Origin of the sequence: Plantactinospora sp. WMMB782 (assembly GCF_049179135.1) — a bacterium.
Classification (GTDB): domain Bacteria; phylum Actinomycetota; class Actinomycetes; order Mycobacteriales; family Micromonosporaceae; genus Plantactinospora.
This window is the reverse complement of the sequence record NZ_JBMHMC010000007.1, coordinates 1,967,190-1,983,130: the sequence shown is the minus strand read 5'-3', so window position 1 is coordinate 1,983,130 and position 15,941 is coordinate 1,967,190. Positions and strand designations below refer to the sequence as shown.

The window sequence follows — 15,941 nt, the reverse complement described above, 5'->3', positions numbered from 1 at the left end:
GAGGAACGACACCGTGTTGTCCATCGCGTCAAGCGAGTTGATCCAGATCTTCCGGAACCGGCTGGTACTGGTCACCAGCCTCATCGTCCCGGTGGCCGTCAGCGTGTTCTTCGTCCGCCAGCACGACACCTTCGCCGCCATCGGCAGCCTCGGCTACATCGCGGGGATCGTGCTGTTCACGGTTGCCGCGTTCGGGCTCTACGCCACCGCCGTCACCACCCTGGCGTCCCGGCGGCAGAACCTCTTCCTGAAGCGGCTGCGCTCCACCGCCGCCGGGGACCGCGAGATCCTCACCGGTCTGCTGCTGCCCGCCACCGGGCTCGCCGTGGTGCAGGTGACCGCGATCCTGACCGCGCTGGCCGTGGTCGCCGACGGGCCGGACAACGTACTCCTGCTGGTGGTGGCGGTTCTCGCGACCCTGGCCATGATGATCGGCCTGGCTCTGGCCACCGCCGGACTCACCAACTCCCCCGAGCACGCCCAGGTGACCACCCTGCCGGTCACCCTCGGCGTGGTCGTCGTGGCCAGCTGGGTGGGCATCAGCGGCACCGAGCAGCTCACCCTGCTCAAGCGGCTGCTGCCCGGCGGCGCCGCCACCGAGCTGACGATGAACGCCTGGAACGGCGGGGTCGCCGTGACCGACTCCCTGCTGCTGCTCGGACCGACACTGGGCTGGGTCGCCGTCGCCGTCCTACTCGCCACCCGACTCTTCCGCTGGGAGCCCCGCCGATGACCGCCAACGCACCCGAACCCGACCCGCCGACCCTGCCCGAAGACCTCCTGCTCCTGCTCTTCCAGCCCAGCTCCGGCACGATCGCGGGCGAGAACACCCTCTTCTACGTCCTCGCCGGCGCCGTACTCGCGGATCTCACCCTTGGACAGCGGGTGGAGACGGCGGGCCGGGGGCGGGTGCAGGTGGTCGAGGGCGCCGCCCCGTCGGACGACCTTCTCCGCCCGGCCTGGGACTACCTCTCCGGCAAGCCCCGGGGCGTGCAGACGCTGCTCGCGGCGGTCGGCCCCGCGCTGCGCCAGCCGGTGCTGGAGCGGCTCGTCCGACGCGGCGACATCGAGCGCGAGGACCGCAGGGTGCTCGGCCTGTTCCGGACGACCGCCCTGCGGGAGGGCGGGAACGGACGCCGGGCCCGCCTCCTCGAAGAGGTCCGGCAGGTACTTGTCGACGGCGCCGAGCCGCCGGCCCGGGTCGCCGCACTCGCGGCACTGCTCTCGGCGAGCGGAACCCTCCCACAGTTCCACCGCGAGATTCCGTGGAAGTCATCCGTGATCGAGCGGGCCAAGGAACTCGAGCAGGGCAACTGGGGGGCTGGCGCCGCCGGCGAAGCCGTGACCCGTACCGTGACGGCGACCGTCGTCAACAGCGTGGTCGTGGCCAGCACCGTCATCCCCCGGAGCTAGCTCCTCGCGAACATCCCGCGAGGCTGGGTCCTCGCGGGGGATGGTGCGGGTGGCGCGGCGAATGCGTCATGGGACGGGCTGTCGTCGCCGGAAGGGCGGGCCGCGGATGGTGGACCGGCCACGGGAGGTCGCCGGCCCACCATGCCGGCCGGCTATCGGACGCGCAGCTGTTGCCGGACCGCCGTGCCGGGCGCGTAGGTCGGGTCACCGGAGTAGGCGACGTGGACCGGGTAGGACCCCACGGACAGTCCGGTGGTCGGCAGCTGAACGACCGCCGCGCCGCCGGTCAACGGAACCGTCCGGGTGGCGCCGCCGAAGGTGACGGCGACCTCACCGGTCGGCTTCGGCGCCTGCCGGTGCGGGGTTCGCGGCCTGACCTCGACCCGCAACGTGAACGTGCCACCACGGACGACCGACGCGGGCGCGGCTTTCGCCCTGACCACGACCCGTGCCGTGCCCGGCGCGGAATCGACCCCCGACCACAGGTGGTCCCGGGCGAAAATCGTGAACAGTTGTCCCGCCGTCATCCCGTCGTGCGCGCCGGGAACCTGAGCCGTCGCGGCAGCGTACCCACGTGCCCTGAAGTTGTCCGCGATGGCGTTCTGGGTGTCGAGGTTGCCCTCGAAGACGCCGTTGCCGAGGAACACGAAGAGGTCGTCGTCCCCGACCGCGTTCGCGATGTCGTCGTAGTCCTGGGCGCTGAGGGACGGATTCCCGGAGAAGTGTCCGTAGAAGGCGAACGTGGTCGGATAGCCCCTGATGACGTGGGCGCCGGTCATCCCGCCGTAGGAGAACCCGGCGTAGGCGCGCCCGGCCCGCTCGGTCGAGACGTTGTAGTTGCTCTCGATGAGCGGAAGGATCGTCTGGACCAGGTTGTCGGCGGCGTTGGTCTGGTTGTAGGAGGCGAAGCCGAGGCTGGTGCCGGTGAAGTGGTTTCCCATCGTGACAACCACCGTCGGTTCGATCTCGCCCTTCGCCGTCATGTTGTCCAGGATGTTCGGCACGTTCGCCGGAACCATGAAGTCGGTCTCGTCACCGAAGATGCCGTGCGCCAGATACGCCACCCTGTAGGGCTCCGCGCGGCCGGGATCGTAACCGGCCGGCAGGTAGACGCCGAGGTGGTGGCCGCTGTCGCCGAGGATCGTGGTGTACGGCACGTACCGGACGGTGCCGCGCCGCGAGGGGTTGGCCACCGGCAGCTCGTACTCCGCGCGCTCCTGCAGCACCGGGTCGTTCTGCTTGCGGGCGTACGGCACGTACACGGCGTCGAGCACGTCGTTGTTCCGGACCCGGAACGAGGACTCGCCGGGGGGTCGGGGGTTCGTCGAGGCGGGATCCCAGATCCGCTTGTTCTCCCAACCCCGGGTCGGGTCCCAGACCCGGTACCAGTAGCTGAGGGCTCCGGCGTGCAGGGGTACGGAGACCGACCAGTATCCCTTCGGATCCCTGGTCATGTCCCGGAGGAACTCGGTACCCCCGGAGTGGTACCGCCCCGTCTGCCACGCTTCCGGCTGGTACCGCGTGCTGCCGGTGTCGACGTCGAGCAGGGTCAGGTCCCCGGCCAGGCGCACCTGGGTGGCACTGGGATTGCGGTAGACGAACCGGACGGTGTATCCGGTCGGTGAACCGCGATCCGCCCTGACGGTCGCCCCCTCCACGATCCGGTGTCCACCTGCCGCCGCGGCGGCCGGTGCGGAGACGACGGCGCCCGCACCGAGTGACATGAACGCGAGCAACGAGATCGCACGCCTGAGCCTGCGTTCTGCGATCGGCATCTTCATCTGCTCCCACTCCTCTGTGGTCCGGCTCTTGGTCCGATCCCGACTCCGTCGTGTTGTGCGCGGGCTGGCCGGGTTCTCCGACCGGTTCGCCCGGTTCTGCCATGTTATGGAGCTGAATCTCTGCTAAATCGAATTAGCAGGCGTAGTGTGGCTGGCTGTGCCCTACGGTGTCAAGGGCGTCCAGGGCGAACGATCGTCGGGTTGCTCCTGGTCACGCCGTTCCGCCAGGATGGCGCGGCACTGTGCCGGGTTCGCCGGGAACATCTCGGGAACCTTCCACGTCGCTCGGGAACCTTCCACGTCGCTCGTTGGTGGAACCTTTCGACGCCTCTCGATGGTGGAAGAGGTGAGGGAGAGGGGCGACTGGTGACGCATGCGACAGCGATTGCCGAGGTGTACGCCGCCAGCTTCCGGCGCCTGACCGTCCAGCTGTATGCCGTCACCGGCGACCTGAACGAGGCACAGGAGGTGGTGCAGGAGGCGTTCGTCCGGGCGCTGAGCGCGCCGGAGAGGTTCGCCGACCTGGAGAACCCGGAGTCGTGGCTGCGCCGGGTGGCGGTGAACCTGGCGCACACCCGGCACCGGCGGCGGCGGACCCTGGACCGGCTGCTGCGCCGGGTCGGGCCACCACCCGTGGTGCCGGACTCCTCGCCCGAGCACGTCGCGCTGATGACCGCGCTCCGCCGGCTGCCGACCGGCCAGCGACACGCCATCGCCCTGCACTACCTGGTGGACCTGCCCGTCGACGAGGTCGCCCGGACCCTCGACGTGTCGGTGGGCACGGTCAAGTCGCGGCTGTCCCGGGGCCGTACCGCCCTGGCCGCCCTCCTCACCGGGCCGGCCGAACTCGCGCGATCCGGGAGCAGGTGATGCAGACGTACCCGTTCGACGTCGTCGAGGTGGGCCGGACCGTTCGCCAACCGCCCCTGGCCGAGCTGGTCGGGCAGGCGGCCCGCCGGGTCCGCCGCCGCCGGGCGCTCCTCTCCGCCGCCGCCGTCGCCATGACGGTGCTGGTCGCGGTGACCGCGGTACCGGTGCTCCGCAGCGTCAACCTGACCGCCGTGCCGGCCGACGACGGCACCCGGGCCGGCGTCCGCACCGCGACCGCCGTGCTCGACCGGGACACCGTGGTCACCGTCCGGTACGGCGAGTGCGCGGCACAGTTCAGCGTCACCACGGACGGCGGCCGGACCTGGTCGCCCTACCGGGGGCCCGTCCCGTGGCAGGACTGCGGCGCCCCGGTCACCACCTCCTACCGGCTGCTCGGTCCCCGGGTGTTCGCCGCCGAGGTGCGGGGTGCCCGGTACCTGACCCGGGACGCCGGGCAGAGCTGGCACCGGGAGGAGGAACGGGTCCGGACCGGCGACAGTGTGCCGCCGCAGGCCCGGGAGCAGCAGGACGTGCCCGGCCAGCTCGTCGACCCGGACACCGGCACGCTGTACCAGCCCGACACGCTCGCCGCACCGGCGGACGCCGCCGGTGCCGGCCTGCTCCGGCGGGCGTCCGACGGCACCCTCTGGGCGCTGTTCCCCGGCACCGCCACCGGCGGGGACGGGGAGCAGGCCGTGCCGCAGGTGGCCCGCAGCGAGGACTCCGGGCGGAACTGGCGGTGGCCCGCCCCGTTCCCGGCCACCGTGGCACACGCGCTGCTGGTGGCCGCCGGGCCGGAGCAGGCGTACGTGGTCGGCGACTGCCCGGACGGGGCGGCCGTCTACCGGACCGACGACGGCGGCGAGGCGTGGTTCGCCACCTACGTGGCCTGGGAGTCGGCGGAGGTCGCCACCGTCAACTCCGGCGGAGACCTGCTGGTCGGCGGCTGGGAGGAGAACGGCAGGTTCGCCGCCTGGGTCAGCCGGGACGGCGGCCGGTCGTTCGCCAAGGGCGAGGCGATCACGGTGCCGGACGGCTCCACGGCCGGGACGGCCGACGGGCGACTCTGGGTGGCCGGCGGCAACGGCTGGGCCGCGACCAGCACCGACGGCCGCTGGCGGGTGACCGAGCCGAGGCGCGACTGACGCCCCGCCCCTGGCGAGCAGCGGGGCGCGCCGAGGCCCCGCACCCCGCCTCCCGGCGGGCAGCGGGGCGCGACCGGGGCCCGGGCGGGCAGCGGGGCGCGACCGACTCCCCGGCGGCCTCCCGGCCGAGTAGCCCGGAAATAGCGGATGAGCTCGGCACGGAGGGTTTGCCGGCGGACAATTCGGGTACCACGCCAGCAGCGCGTGCAGCCGTCTCGACCGGCGCCTGGGAGGCGACGATGATGGAGAGCCGATTCAAGGTGCTCGGGCACCCGGTCCATCCGATGCTTGTGATGTTCCCGATCGCCCTCTTCGTGGCAGCCACGATCTTCGACGTCATCGACGTGGCCGGCGGACCGGCGTTCCTCGGCGAGTTGGCGTACTGGAACATCCTGGTCGGCCTGATCGGCGGCGTACTGGCGGCGGTGGCCGGTGCCGTCGACCTGCTCGCCGTGCCGTCGGGTACCCGGGCCAAGCGGGTCGGGGTGGCGCACGCCGCGACCAACCTCGCCGTACTGCTGCTCTTCGCCGCCGTCTGGGCGGTGCGGCTGGCCGCGGAGACCCGGGCGGCCGGCGGAGCACTTGTCGCGATCGAGGTGGTGGCGGTCGCCGGTGCGGGGCTCGGCGCCTGGCTCGGCGGCGAACTGGTGGACCGGCTCGGCGTCGGGGTGGACCCGGACGCCGGCCTGAACGCGCCGAGTTCGCTGCGCCCCCGGACCACCGCCGCCGCCTCGGCGGACCGGGCCGATCAGGGCTGAACCGCGCGGACGACCGGGCCGATCAGGGCTGAACCGCGCGGACGACCGCACCGACCGCACTGCCCGGCTGCCGGGCGGGCACCGGGCGGTGGGTGGTGCACCGGCGGCCGGGTGGATCCGTTCTGGCCGGCTGCCGGCCGGCACGTGGCGGTGGGCGGCGCACCGGCGCCGGGTGGATCCGGCGGGTGACAGGACGACAGCGGGAGGAGACACGGCGGGATGACCGAGCCAGGACGCGGCGGGGAGCAGGACAGGGGCCGAGGAGACCAGGGCGGGGTTCGCGGTGGCGACCGGGGCGGAGACCGGGGTTGGGACCCGTTCGGCGAGTTGCAGGCGCTTCGCGCGGAACTCGGCCGGCTGGTCGGCTCCGCACTGGTCGGCGGGCGGAGCGGGCAGCCCGACGTCGAACTGAGGCCGAGCGAGGGCGGCTGGACCGTGCTGGCCCGGCTGCCCGGGGTGGCCCCCGAGGAGGTGGCCCTGGAACTCGACGACCGGGAACTCTGCATCCGGGCCCGCTCCGAGGCCGAGGTCAACGCGGATCACGGCATGGCCGGCAGCGGCTCGCAGACCCGCGCCTTCGAGCACCGGGTGCAGCTGCCGGCGCCGGTCGACCCGGACCGGATCGACGCCGTGATGGACCACGGACTGCTCACCGTCGTCCTGCCGAAGACAACCCGGCCGGGCCGGCGGACCATCACCATCGGCAGCCGGAGCTACGACCCGGGCCAGCGCGCCGGGCGTACCGGTGGGGGCCGCCCCGGGGCCGTGGACCCGGCCGCCGACCGGGAACTGCACCGGCCGGACACCGCCGCCGGCACCCCGACGCCCCCGGTCGCGGGCTGAGCGGACGGCGGATGATCGGCAGGGTGCGCGACCTGGTCGACGGCGTCGAGCGGATCGCCGTACTCCGGGCGAACGCGCTCGGCGACTTCATCTTCGCGCTGCCCGCGCTCGACGCGCTGCGGGCCGGCTATCCCGACGCCGAACTGGTGCTGCTCGGGGCACCATGGCACGAGCGCCTGCTGCGGGACCGGCCCGGCCCGGTCGACCGGGTACTCGTTGTGCCGCCCGCACACGGCATCCGGGTGGCCGGGACCGGCGAGGCGGAGCCGTCGGCGGAGTCGATGGCCGGCTTTCTCGACGCGGCCCGCCGGGAGCGTTTCGACCTCGCGCTCCAGATGCACGGCGGCGGCGCCAACTCCAACCCGCTGGTCGCGGCGCTCGGCGCCCGGGTCACCGCCGGGCTGCGCAGCGAGGACGCGCCGCCGCTGGACCGCTGGATCCGGTACGTCTACTACCAGCCGGAGGTGGCCCGCTATCTGGAGGTGGCCGGCCTGGTCGGCGCCGGCCCGACCGGGCTGGTGCCCCGGCTGGTCGCCACCGAGGCGGACCTGGCCGAGGCGCGGGCCGTGCTCGGCGAGCCGGAACGCGCCCGGGTCGCCCTGCACCCCGGCGCCAGCGATCCGCGCCGCCGCTGGCCGCCGGACCGGTTCGCCGAGGTCGCCGACCAGCTGGTCGACGACGGGTACGAGGTGCTGGTGACCGGCACCCCGGAGGAGCGGGAGATCGTCGAGCAGGTGGTGACGGCGGCCCGGCGGCAGGTCCGTCCGCTGGCCGGCGCGCTGTCGCTGGGCGGGCTGATCGGCTGTTACGCCGGCTGTCGGCTGGTGGTCTCCAACGACACCGGGCCGGTGCACGTCGCCGCCGCCCTGGACACCCCGACCGTCGGCATCTTCTGGGTCGGCAACATGATCAACTGTGCGGTGCCGCTGCGCGACCGGCACCGGCCGATCATCTCGTGGACCCTCAACTGCCCGGTCTGCGGCCGGGACTGTAGCCGGGAGCTCTACCCGGCCCGCGGCGGTGGCGGACCCGCCTGCCCGCACCGGGTCTCCTTCGTCACCGACGTGCCGGTGGTGGAGGTGCTGGCGGCGGTGGCCGATCTGACCGGCCAGCGGTGACCTCCCACGCCTCCATGGTCCGCTCGGTGACAGTGGTCGGCGCCTCCAGGTGGTAGGCGCCGCTGGGCAGGATGCCGGCTCCGGCGTACTCGGCCAGTACGGCGAGCTGGGCGGCCACGTCCTCGCCCTGGTGTCCCGGGTCGAGCCGGGGCCAGAAGTCGAACCCGCCCGCCGCGCAGAGCCGGGACCGGTCGTAGAGCACGCAGCCGCCGATCCAGGAGACCTTGTACGCCCGCCACTGCCCGGCCGGCAGCGCCCGGGCCCGCGTCACGTGCAGCAGGTTCGCGGCCGAGTGGATCCGGGCCCGCAGCCACTCCGGCGTCCCGGGGCGCAGCCGCTCCGGCACCGGCCGGCCCGTCCACTCCACGTAGTGCCGGTGCGTCTCCGGGCGGACGTCGTCCAGATAGGACAGTCCGTGCACCGCGTTGCCGACGAAGCCGCAGTCGAGTTCCCGGATCGCGGTCAGCAGCCGGTCGACGGTGCCGGGTTCCAGCCAGACGTCGTCGTCGAGGAAGAGCACGTACCGGGCCGCCGAGGCGTCCAGCAGGTAGGCGCGGTGTTCGGCCAGGCCCCGCCGGGGCAGCCGCCGGGTGAGCAGCACGGGGTGCCCCCGGTGTCGGAGTACCCGGACCATCGCCGCCGCCGCGGGTGCGGCCCAGCCCGGCTTCCCGTCGGACTGGTCGCTGACCACCACGCCGAACGCCGCCGACCCGCTCCGGCCGTCCTCCGGCGCCGGCCCGCCGGCGGTGGCGGGCTCGGCGGGGTACTGGGCGGCCAGCCCGGCCAGGGTGACCGCGAGTTCGGCGGGGCGGTCGCGGGTCGGCACCAGCACGTCGAGCAGCCGGGGGCTACGGAAGTCCGTCGGGCGGCCCGGGTCGAGCGGCCGGGTGACGGTCCTCGGTGCCGCGCCCGTGCCGTCCGGTGTGCCACCCGGGACGTCGGAAGCGTCGTCCGGACCCGCGTTCACGCCCGGTGACTCGCCCCGGCCGCCGAGCCGTCCTCGTCGACGGAGCCGGCGGCCACCGCCTGCCGGCGGTCGCCGTGCGAGCGGATCCGGTCGATCACGGCCGAGGTGGACCTGTCGGGTACGTAACCGAGGGTGCGGACCTGGCCGCCGAGCCGGCGTACCAGGGGTGCCTCGGGGACCATGTCCGGCGGGTAGTCGCCGCCCTTGACGTACACGTCCGGGCGGATCGCCTCGATCAGGGCGACCGGCGAGTCCTCCTCGAAGACCACCACGTGGTCCACACAGGAGAGCGCGGCGAGCACCGCGACCCGGTCCTCGACCGGGTTCACCGGCCGGTCCGCGCCCTTGAGCCGGCGTACGCTGTCGTCGGAGTTGACCGCCACCACCAGCAGGTCGCCGAGCTCGCGTGCCTGGTCGAGATAGCGCACGTGCCCGCGGTGCAGTACGTCGAAACAGCCGTTGGTGAAGACCACCGCGCGCCCCTCGGCCCGGTGTCTCGCGACGAGTTCGAGCAGGGCGTCCCGGTCGAGCACCGTCCGGCCCGGTCCGCCGCCGGCCGGGTTGAGCGCGGCGAGCAGGTCCTCGCGCAGGCAGACACAGGTACCGGTGTCCGAGACGGTGGTGGTCGCGGCGAGCTGGGCCAGCTGGGCCGCGGTCGGCAGCGGCGCTCCGGCGGCCAGTGCCAGCGTCATCGCGGCCAGGTAGGCGTCACCGGCGCCGACGGCGTAGCTCGCCGGCACCGGCGTGGCGTGGCTGCGCCGGGAGTGCCCGTCGGCGCCACCCACCACGGCGCCCTCGGCGTCCAGGGTCACCGCCACCACGTCGGCTCCGGTGCGTTCCCGCAGCTCGGCGAGGCGGGCCTGGGCGACCAGCGCCCGGCTGAGCCCGCCGGCCGCCACCGGCCGACCGGCGGCGGCTCCCGGCGCACCGGCGGCGCTGGACATCTCGTCGCCGGCCACCACGATGTCGTCGCCGGAGACCCCGATCTCGTCACCGGTCACCGTGATGCCGTCACCGCCGGCCGGGCCGCTCTCCCCGCCGCCCGGCGTCGTACCGTCCGGTGCGGCGGAGCCGTCGCCGTCCCGGCCGCCGTCGTCCGCGCCACCGGCGGCGAACGCCGGAGCCGGCCGTCCGGCGCCGCGTGCGGTGTGGGGCGGCCCGGCGGCGCCACCGTCCGCGTCCTTGCCGGTGTCCGGGCGGCCCGCGCCGGCCGTGCCACTGGTGACCAGTTCCCCGCCACCGCTGTCCGGGGCACTGTCGTCGGTCTCCGGGCGGCCCGCGCCGGCCCGGCCGCCGGTGCCCGGGTCGCTGCCCTCGGCGTCCGGGCGCCCCGCGCCGGCCTGGCCGCCGCCCGGGGTCCTGCCGCCGCCGCCCGGGGTCCTGCCGCCGGTGTCCGGGTCGGCCCGGCCGCCGACGGCCACCGTGCTGCCGTCCTCGGCGACGCTGACCCGGGTGCCGGCGACCGCCGCCGTCGGGCTGGCCGGACCGGTGGCCACCACCTCGTCGAGCAGCCGGGTCGCCTCGGCGAAGCTCGGGGTCACCACGGTCGGGGCGAGGCCGCGCCAGTAGGCCAGGTCGTGCGCGTCCAGGGCGACCGTGGCGAACGAGTCGCGGTGCCGGACCAGCCAGCTCCGGACCGCCTCCGGCAGCGCGCCCAGACCGTAGTCGCAGACCACCAGCGTCGGCGGCTGGCCGTCCCGGTCCGCCCGCAGCTCCTCGGTCGCCCTGGCCAGGGCGTTCAACATCCGGTGTACGCCCTCCTCCGGCAGGGTCTCGTCGGCGTCGCCCTCGTCCTCCCGGAGCAGGATCTGGTCGGCGGCGAGCAGCCTGCGCTTCACCGGGGTGGGCCGGCCGGGCTGGCTGATGGTCCGGTCCCACACCCCGGCCCGGTCCAGGCAGTCGTGCAGTTCGTCACCGGCGACGTCCGCGCCGACCGGGGCGACGAGCGCGGCCCGGCCGCCCAGCGCGGTGAGGTTCACCGCGGTGTTCGCGGCACCTCCGGCGGCGGTCAGCCGGCGGCGCAGGGTCAGCACCGGTGCCGGCGCCTCCCGGCAGAGCCGGTCCGACTCGGCGAACCGCCACTCGTCCAGCATGGCGTCGCCGACCACCAGTACGCCCCTGCCGAGCCAGCTCTCCACCACCGAGGCCAACCGGCGCTGTTCCGCTGCGTCTGTCGCCATGTGGCGCGGGTCCCCGGTGCCCGACCGGGCAAACCTGCTTCCGCCGTACCCGCGCGCCGGTGGTGGGGGCGGGTGCGGCGGGTTTGGCCCCTGGCGTACCGGGAACGTGTTTTCCATGCCGACGTGACCGAACAGATCGTCGCGACACATCCCCCTGTGCCCAGCTCTCGGAAAGGAGAACCGACATGACCGCGACGTTGCAGGGCAAGCGCATCGCGTTCCTGGCCACCGACGGGGTCGAGGAGGTCGAGTACACCAAGCCCCGGGAGGCGGTCGAGGCGGCCGGCGGACAGGTCGAGCTGGTCTCCCTGGAAAGCGGCCAGATCCAGGCTTTCCAGCACCTAGACAAGTCCGGCCGGTACGACGTCGACACGACGGTGGCCGACGCGGACCCGACGGCCTACGACGGGTTGGTACTGCCCGGCGGGGTGGCCAACCCGGACGCGCTGCGGGCCGACCCGGACGCGGTCCGGTTCGTCCGGGCGTTCTTCGACGCCGGCAAGCCGGTCGGGGCGATCTGCCACGCGCCGTGGACGATGATCGATGCCGACGTGGTGAAGGGACGTACCCTCACCTCCTGGCCGAGCCTGCGCACCGACCTGTCGAACGCCGGCGCGAACTGGGTCGACGAGGAGTGCCACGTCGACAACGGCCTGGTCACCAGCCGCAAGCCGGACGACCTGCCGGCGTTCTGCGCCAAGCTCGTGGAGGAACTCGCCGAGGGCCGGCACTGACCCTCCGGCGCCTGGGAAGAACCAGCCGTACGGTTGCCCGCCGGGCCCCGTCGACCGCTCGTGCGGATCGGCGGGGCCCGGCGGCGCGGACCGCCCGGACGTGCGGCGGGCGCGGACAGCCCGGTACGGGCGGTAGGCATTTTCCGGGCCAACGGGGGGAGAAGGCACTATGACCACCGCCGACGGGGCGCGCCCGTCCCTGACCCACCGGCAGATCCTGCTCCTGATGAGCGGCCTGATGACCGGCATGCTGCTGGCCGCCCTGGACCAGACGATCGTCGGTACGGCGCTGCCGACCATCGTCGGCGAGCTGGGCGGGATCAACCACTACTCCTGGGTGGTCACCGCGTACCTGCTGGCCTCCACCGCCTCCACCCCGCTGTACGGCAAGATGGCCGACCTGTACGGCCGGCGGCCCGTCTTCCTCTTCGCCATCGGGGCGTTCCTGGTCGGCTCGCTGGCCGCCGGCTTCGCCCAGGACATGACTCAGCTCATCGTCACCCGGGGCGTGCAGGGGCTCGGCGCGGGCGGCCTGATGACGCTCGCCTTCACCATCATCTCCGACGTCGTGTCCCCCCGGGACCGGGGCCGCTACCAGGGACTCTTCGGCGCCGTGTTCGGGCTCTCCTCGGTGGCCGGGCCGCTGGTCGGCGGCTACTTCGCCGAGCACGACTGGCGGTGGATCTTCTTCCTGAACGTGCCGCTGGCGGTGGTGGCCATCGTCGTCTGCTACCACGTGATGCGGCTGATCCCGTTCCGGCGCCGGCAGCACACCATCGACTGGCGCGGCGCCGGGCTGCTGGTGGCCGGGGTGAGCGCGTTGCTGCTCGCGCTGAGCTGGGGCGGCAACGAGTACGCCTGGGGTTCCGGGCTCATCGTCGGGCTCTTCGTGGCCGGTGGGGTGCTCGGGGTCCTCTTCCTGGTCCAGGAGGCCCGGGTCGCCGAGCCGATCCTGCCGCTCAAGCTCTTCCGCCGGTCCACCTTCGCGCTGGCCAACGCCGCCGGCTTCATCCTCGGCCTGGTGATGTTCGGGTCGATCATCTTCATCCCGCTCTACCTCCAGATCGTCAAGGGCGCCTCGCCGACCGACAGCGGCCTGCTGATGCTGCCGATGATGGCCGGCGTGATCGTCACCTCGGTGCTCTCCGGGCGGGCGATCAGCCGGATCGGGCGGTACAAGTGGTTCCCGGTGGCCGGTGCGGTCGTACTCGTCGCCGGGATGCTGCTCTTCACCCAGTTGCAGGTCGACACCCCGCTCTGGAACGCCTTCGTCTACATGGTGATCATCGGCGTCGGGCTGGGGCTCTGCATGCAGTCGCTGATCCTCGCCGTGCAGAACGCGGTGGAGGTGCGCGACCTCGGCGCCGGTACGTCGGCGGCCACCTTCTTCCGGTCGCTGGGCGGCTCGTTCGGGGTGGCGATCCTCGGCGCGGTGCTCTCCACCGGGCTCTCCGGCGCGCTGGCCGACCGGCTGCCCGGCGCCGTCGCCCAGCTTCCGCCCGCCCAGCAGGTGCAGTTCGCCGGTGCCACCACGGGCTTCTCGGTGAACGAACCGTCCCGGATCCTGGCCCTGCCGGCGCCGGTCCGGGCCGCCGTGCAGGAGTCGTTCGTCGAATCCCTGCACACCGTCTTCCTGGTGGCCGGGCTGATCGCCCTGCTGGCCGTGGCGGTCACCCTGGCGATGCCGAACAGCGAACTGCGTGGCGGCCCACCGGCCGGCTCCGACGAGGGGCTGGCCCGGGAACGCCGGGGCGACGCGGCCACCGAGATGGAGGCGAACGCCCAGACGATGATCTGAGGCGGGGCTGACCAGACGATCTGAGGCGGGGCTGATCCGAGGCGGGGGTTATTTCAGGACGATCTGGCCGGTCCGCTCGAAGACGGCCAGGTCGTCCAGGGTCTCCGGCACCGTGCCGGAGACCGGCGCGGGCAGCGAGCGCGGGGGGAAGAAGCCGGCGTTCGTGGTCTCGTCGGTGCTGGTGAGCAGCTCGCCGGACCAGGCGTCGACCCGGAAGGCGACCACGAAGAGCTGGTACGTGTCGCCGTACATGTTGGTGAAGGTGCGGTCCGGGCCGGTGTACATGGCGAACGGGGTGAGCGCGCCGGCGGTCAGCCCGGTCTCCTCCCAGACCTCCCGGACCGCACACTCGGCGATCGACTCGCCGAGCTCCATCGCGCCGGCCGGCATCGCCCAGTAGCCGTTGTCGGAACGTTCGATGAGCAGCACCTGGCCGGCCGCGTCGCGCAGCACGGCACGGGCACCGACGAACATCAGCGTACGGTCGCCGGCCAGGGCGCGAAGCTGACCCAGGTACGACTCGGCCCACGGGATACTGCTCATCGGCTCGTCCTCCGGGTGGTCAGGATGTGAGCTGCGACACTAGGTTGTGATCTATGCGTAGCACGATGATGGACGCGCCCCTGCTCGTTTCCCGGATCCTCGAACACGGCAGCACGGTGCACGGCCGCGCCGAGGTGGCCACCTGGCTGGGCGGGAACGCCCGCCGGACGACGTACGCCGAGATCGGTGCGGCGGCGGCCCGGCTCGCGCACGCGCTCCGGGACGACCTCGGGGTCACCGGTGACCAGCGGGTCGCCACCTTCATGTGGAACAACGCCGAGCACCTGGTCGCCTACTTCGCGGTGCCGAGCATGGGCGCCGTGCTGCACACCCTCAACATCCGCCTCTTTCCCGGCCAGGTGGCCTACATCGCCAACCACGCCGAGGACCGGGTGGTGCTCGTCGACTCGACCCTGATCCCGCTGCTGGCCATGGCGTTGCCCGAGATGTCCACTGTAGAGCACGTCGTGGTGGTCGGCGACGGCGACCCGGAGCGGCTGCTGGCGGCCGGCGGCGGGCGGGTCGCCGTACACCGGTGGGACGACCTGCTGCGCGACAGGCCGGACCGGTACGACTGGCCGGAGCTGGACGAGCGGGATGCCGCCGCGCTCTGCTACACCTCGGGGACCACCGGCAACCCGAAGGGCGTCGCCTACTCGCACCGGTCGATCTGGCTGCACTCGGTGCAGATCTGCCTGCCGGAGTCGTTCGGGCTCGGCCCGACCACCCGGGAACTCGCCATCGTGCCGATGTTCCACGCGATGTCCTGGGGCATCCCGTACGCCGCCTTCATGTGCGGCGCGTCGCTGGTGATGCCGGACCGGTTCCTCCAGGGTGCGCCGATCGCCGAGATGATCGCGGCCGAGCGGCCCACCCTGGCCGGTGCGGTGCCGACGATCTGGACCGACCTGCTGAACTACCTGGACGACAACGAGGTGGACACCTCCTCGCTGACCGAGGTGATCGTCGGCGGCTCGGCCTGCCCGCCCGCGCTGATGCACGCCTTCGCCGAGCGGCACCGGATCGACGTGATCCACGCCTGGGGGATGACCGAGATGTCCCCGCTCGGCTCGGTGGCCCGCCCGCCGGCCGGGGCGACCGGCGAGGATGCCTGGCGCTACCGCTACACCCAGGGGCGGGTGCCGGCCGGGGTCGCCGCCCGGATCGTCGGCCCGGACGGCAGGCAGCTGCCCGCCGACGGCAGCTCCGTCGGCGAGCTCGAGGTGCGCGGGCCGTGGGTGACCGCCCGGTACGTCGGCGACGACGCACCCGACGAGGAGAAGTTCCGGGACGGCTGGCTGCGTACCGGCGACGTGGGCACGCTCTCGGCGGACGGCTTCATCACCCTCACCGACCGGGCCAAGGACGTGATCAAGTCCGGTGGCGAGTGGATCTCATCGGTCGAGTTGGAGAACGCGCTGATGGCCCACCCGGGGGTGCTGGAGGCGTGCGTGGTCGGCGTACCGGACCCGCGCTGGGAGGAACGTCCACTCGCGACGGTGGTACGCCGGGAGGACGCCACGGTCGGCGCCGAGGAGCTGCGGGACTTCCTCGCCGGCCGGGTCGCCGGGTGGCAGGTGCCCGAGCGGTGGTCCTTCGTCGACGGGGTGCCGAAGACCTCGGTCGGCAAGTTCGACAAGAAGCGGGTACGCGCCGACTACGCCGCCGGCACCCTGGAGGTGATCGAACTGCCCTGACCGTACGTCCGGCCGTCGGCCGTCAACCGTGAGCCGTCGGCGGTCGGCCGACCGGCGCACCTGCCGTCACCTGCTGGTCCGTTCGTCCGTTCTT

14 protein-coding genes are annotated in these 15,941 nt (G+C 73.4%); 10 read left to right on the top strand and 4 right to left on the bottom strand.

Annotation, left to right across the window (positions count from 1 at the left end; translation table 11 throughout):
- Positions 1-13 precede the first annotated feature (13 nt).
- Together ACN28A_RS11115 and ACN28A_RS11110 are read left to right on the top strand one after the other, a co-directional pair.
- Positions 14-733: an ABC transporter permease gene (locus ACN28A_RS11115; RefSeq protein WP_421394756.1), complete on the top strand. Its 720-nt coding sequence runs from the start codon at positions 14-16 to the stop codon at positions 731-733.
- Positions 730-1,413, top strand: a complete 684-nt coding sequence (locus ACN28A_RS11110; RefSeq protein ID WP_421394753.1) for a GOLPH3/VPS74 family protein — start codon at positions 730-732, stop codon at positions 1,411-1,413. The genes ACN28A_RS11115 and ACN28A_RS11110 overlap by 4 nt, the downstream gene beginning before the upstream one ends.
- A gap of 152 nt (positions 1,414-1,565) precedes the next feature.
- On the opposite strand, the gene ACN28A_RS11105 is transcribed toward ACN28A_RS11110, so the two are convergent.
- Complete coding sequence (locus tag ACN28A_RS11105) at positions 1,566-3,194, bottom strand: Ig-like domain repeat protein (protein WP_421394752.1); 1,629 nt, start codon at positions 3,192-3,194, stop codon at positions 1,566-1,568.
- A 366-nt stretch (positions 3,195-3,560) separates the two neighbouring features.
- Between ACN28A_RS11105 and ACN28A_RS11100 the strand changes: the two genes are divergently transcribed.
- The 5 genes from ACN28A_RS11100 (at position 3,561) to ACN28A_RS11080 (ending at position 7,928) form a co-directional block, all read left to right on the top strand.
- The gene (locus ACN28A_RS11100; protein WP_421394749.1) at positions 3,561-4,064 is read left to right on the top strand and encodes an RNA polymerase sigma factor; all 504 of its coding nucleotides are present in this window, start codon (positions 3,561-3,563) and stop codon (positions 4,062-4,064) included.
- Positions 4,064-5,209: a hypothetical protein gene (locus tag ACN28A_RS11095; protein WP_421394747.1), complete on the top strand. Its 1,146-nt coding sequence runs from the start codon at positions 4,064-4,066 to the stop codon at positions 5,207-5,209. Before ACN28A_RS11100 ends, ACN28A_RS11095 begins: the two co-directional genes overlap by 1 nt.
- A gap of 242 nt (positions 5,210-5,451) precedes the next feature.
- Positions 5,452-5,967 carry a DUF2231 domain-containing protein gene (locus ACN28A_RS11090; RefSeq protein ID WP_421404296.1) on the top strand — a complete coding sequence of 172 codons (516 nt, stop codon included), beginning with the start codon at positions 5,452-5,454 and terminating at the stop codon, positions 5,965-5,967.
- Between the two features lie 219 nt (positions 5,968-6,186).
- On the top strand, positions 6,187-6,810 hold the full coding sequence (locus ACN28A_RS11085; protein WP_421394746.1) for an Hsp20/alpha crystallin family protein: 624 nt from the start codon (positions 6,187-6,189) through the stop codon (positions 6,808-6,810).
- An 11-nt stretch (positions 6,811-6,821) separates the two neighbouring features.
- Positions 6,822-7,928 (top strand): glycosyltransferase family 9 protein, encoded by a 1,107-nt coding sequence (locus tag ACN28A_RS11080; protein WP_421394744.1) that lies wholly within the window; start codon positions 6,822-6,824, stop codon positions 7,926-7,928.
- Here the strand turns inward: ACN28A_RS11080 and ACN28A_RS11075 are convergent.
- Complete coding sequence (locus ACN28A_RS11075) at positions 7,867-8,769, bottom strand: glycosyltransferase family 2 protein (RefSeq protein WP_421404294.1); 903 nt, start codon at positions 8,767-8,769, stop codon at positions 7,867-7,869. The two genes, ACN28A_RS11080 and ACN28A_RS11075, sit on opposite strands and share 62 nt — an antisense overlap.
- Before the next feature lie 122 nt (positions 8,770-8,891).
- On the bottom strand, positions 8,892-11,075 hold the full coding sequence (rfaE2, locus tag ACN28A_RS11070; RefSeq protein ID WP_421394741.1) for a D-glycero-beta-D-manno-heptose 1-phosphate adenylyltransferase: 2,184 nt from the start codon (positions 11,073-11,075) through the stop codon (positions 8,892-8,894).
- Positions 11,076-11,260: 185 nt separating this feature from the next.
- Here rfaE2 and ACN28A_RS11065 point away from each other — a divergent pair, with 185 nt between their 5' ends.
- On the top strand, positions 11,261-11,809 hold the full coding sequence (locus ACN28A_RS11065) for a type 1 glutamine amidotransferase domain-containing protein (RefSeq protein WP_278064690.1): 549 nt from the start codon (positions 11,261-11,263) through the stop codon (positions 11,807-11,809).
- A gap of 169 nt (positions 11,810-11,978) precedes the next feature.
- Positions 11,979-13,607: an MDR family MFS transporter gene (locus tag ACN28A_RS11060; RefSeq protein ID WP_421394740.1), complete on the top strand. Its 1,629-nt coding sequence runs from the start codon at positions 11,979-11,981 to the stop codon at positions 13,605-13,607.
- Between the two features lie 48 nt (positions 13,608-13,655).
- On the opposite strand, the gene ACN28A_RS11055 is transcribed toward ACN28A_RS11060, so the two are convergent.
- Positions 13,656-14,150 carry an NUDIX domain-containing protein gene (locus tag ACN28A_RS11055; RefSeq protein WP_421394738.1) on the bottom strand — a complete coding sequence of 165 codons (495 nt, stop codon included), beginning with the start codon at positions 14,148-14,150 and terminating at the stop codon, positions 13,656-13,658.
- A gap of 68 nt (positions 14,151-14,218) precedes the next feature.
- On the opposite strand from ACN28A_RS11055, the gene ACN28A_RS11050 reads away from it, so the two are divergent.
- Positions 14,219-15,847: a long-chain fatty acid--CoA ligase gene (locus tag ACN28A_RS11050; protein ID WP_421404292.1), complete on the top strand. Its 1,629-nt coding sequence runs from the start codon at positions 14,219-14,221 to the stop codon at positions 15,845-15,847.
- Positions 15,848-15,941 lie beyond the last annotated feature (94 nt).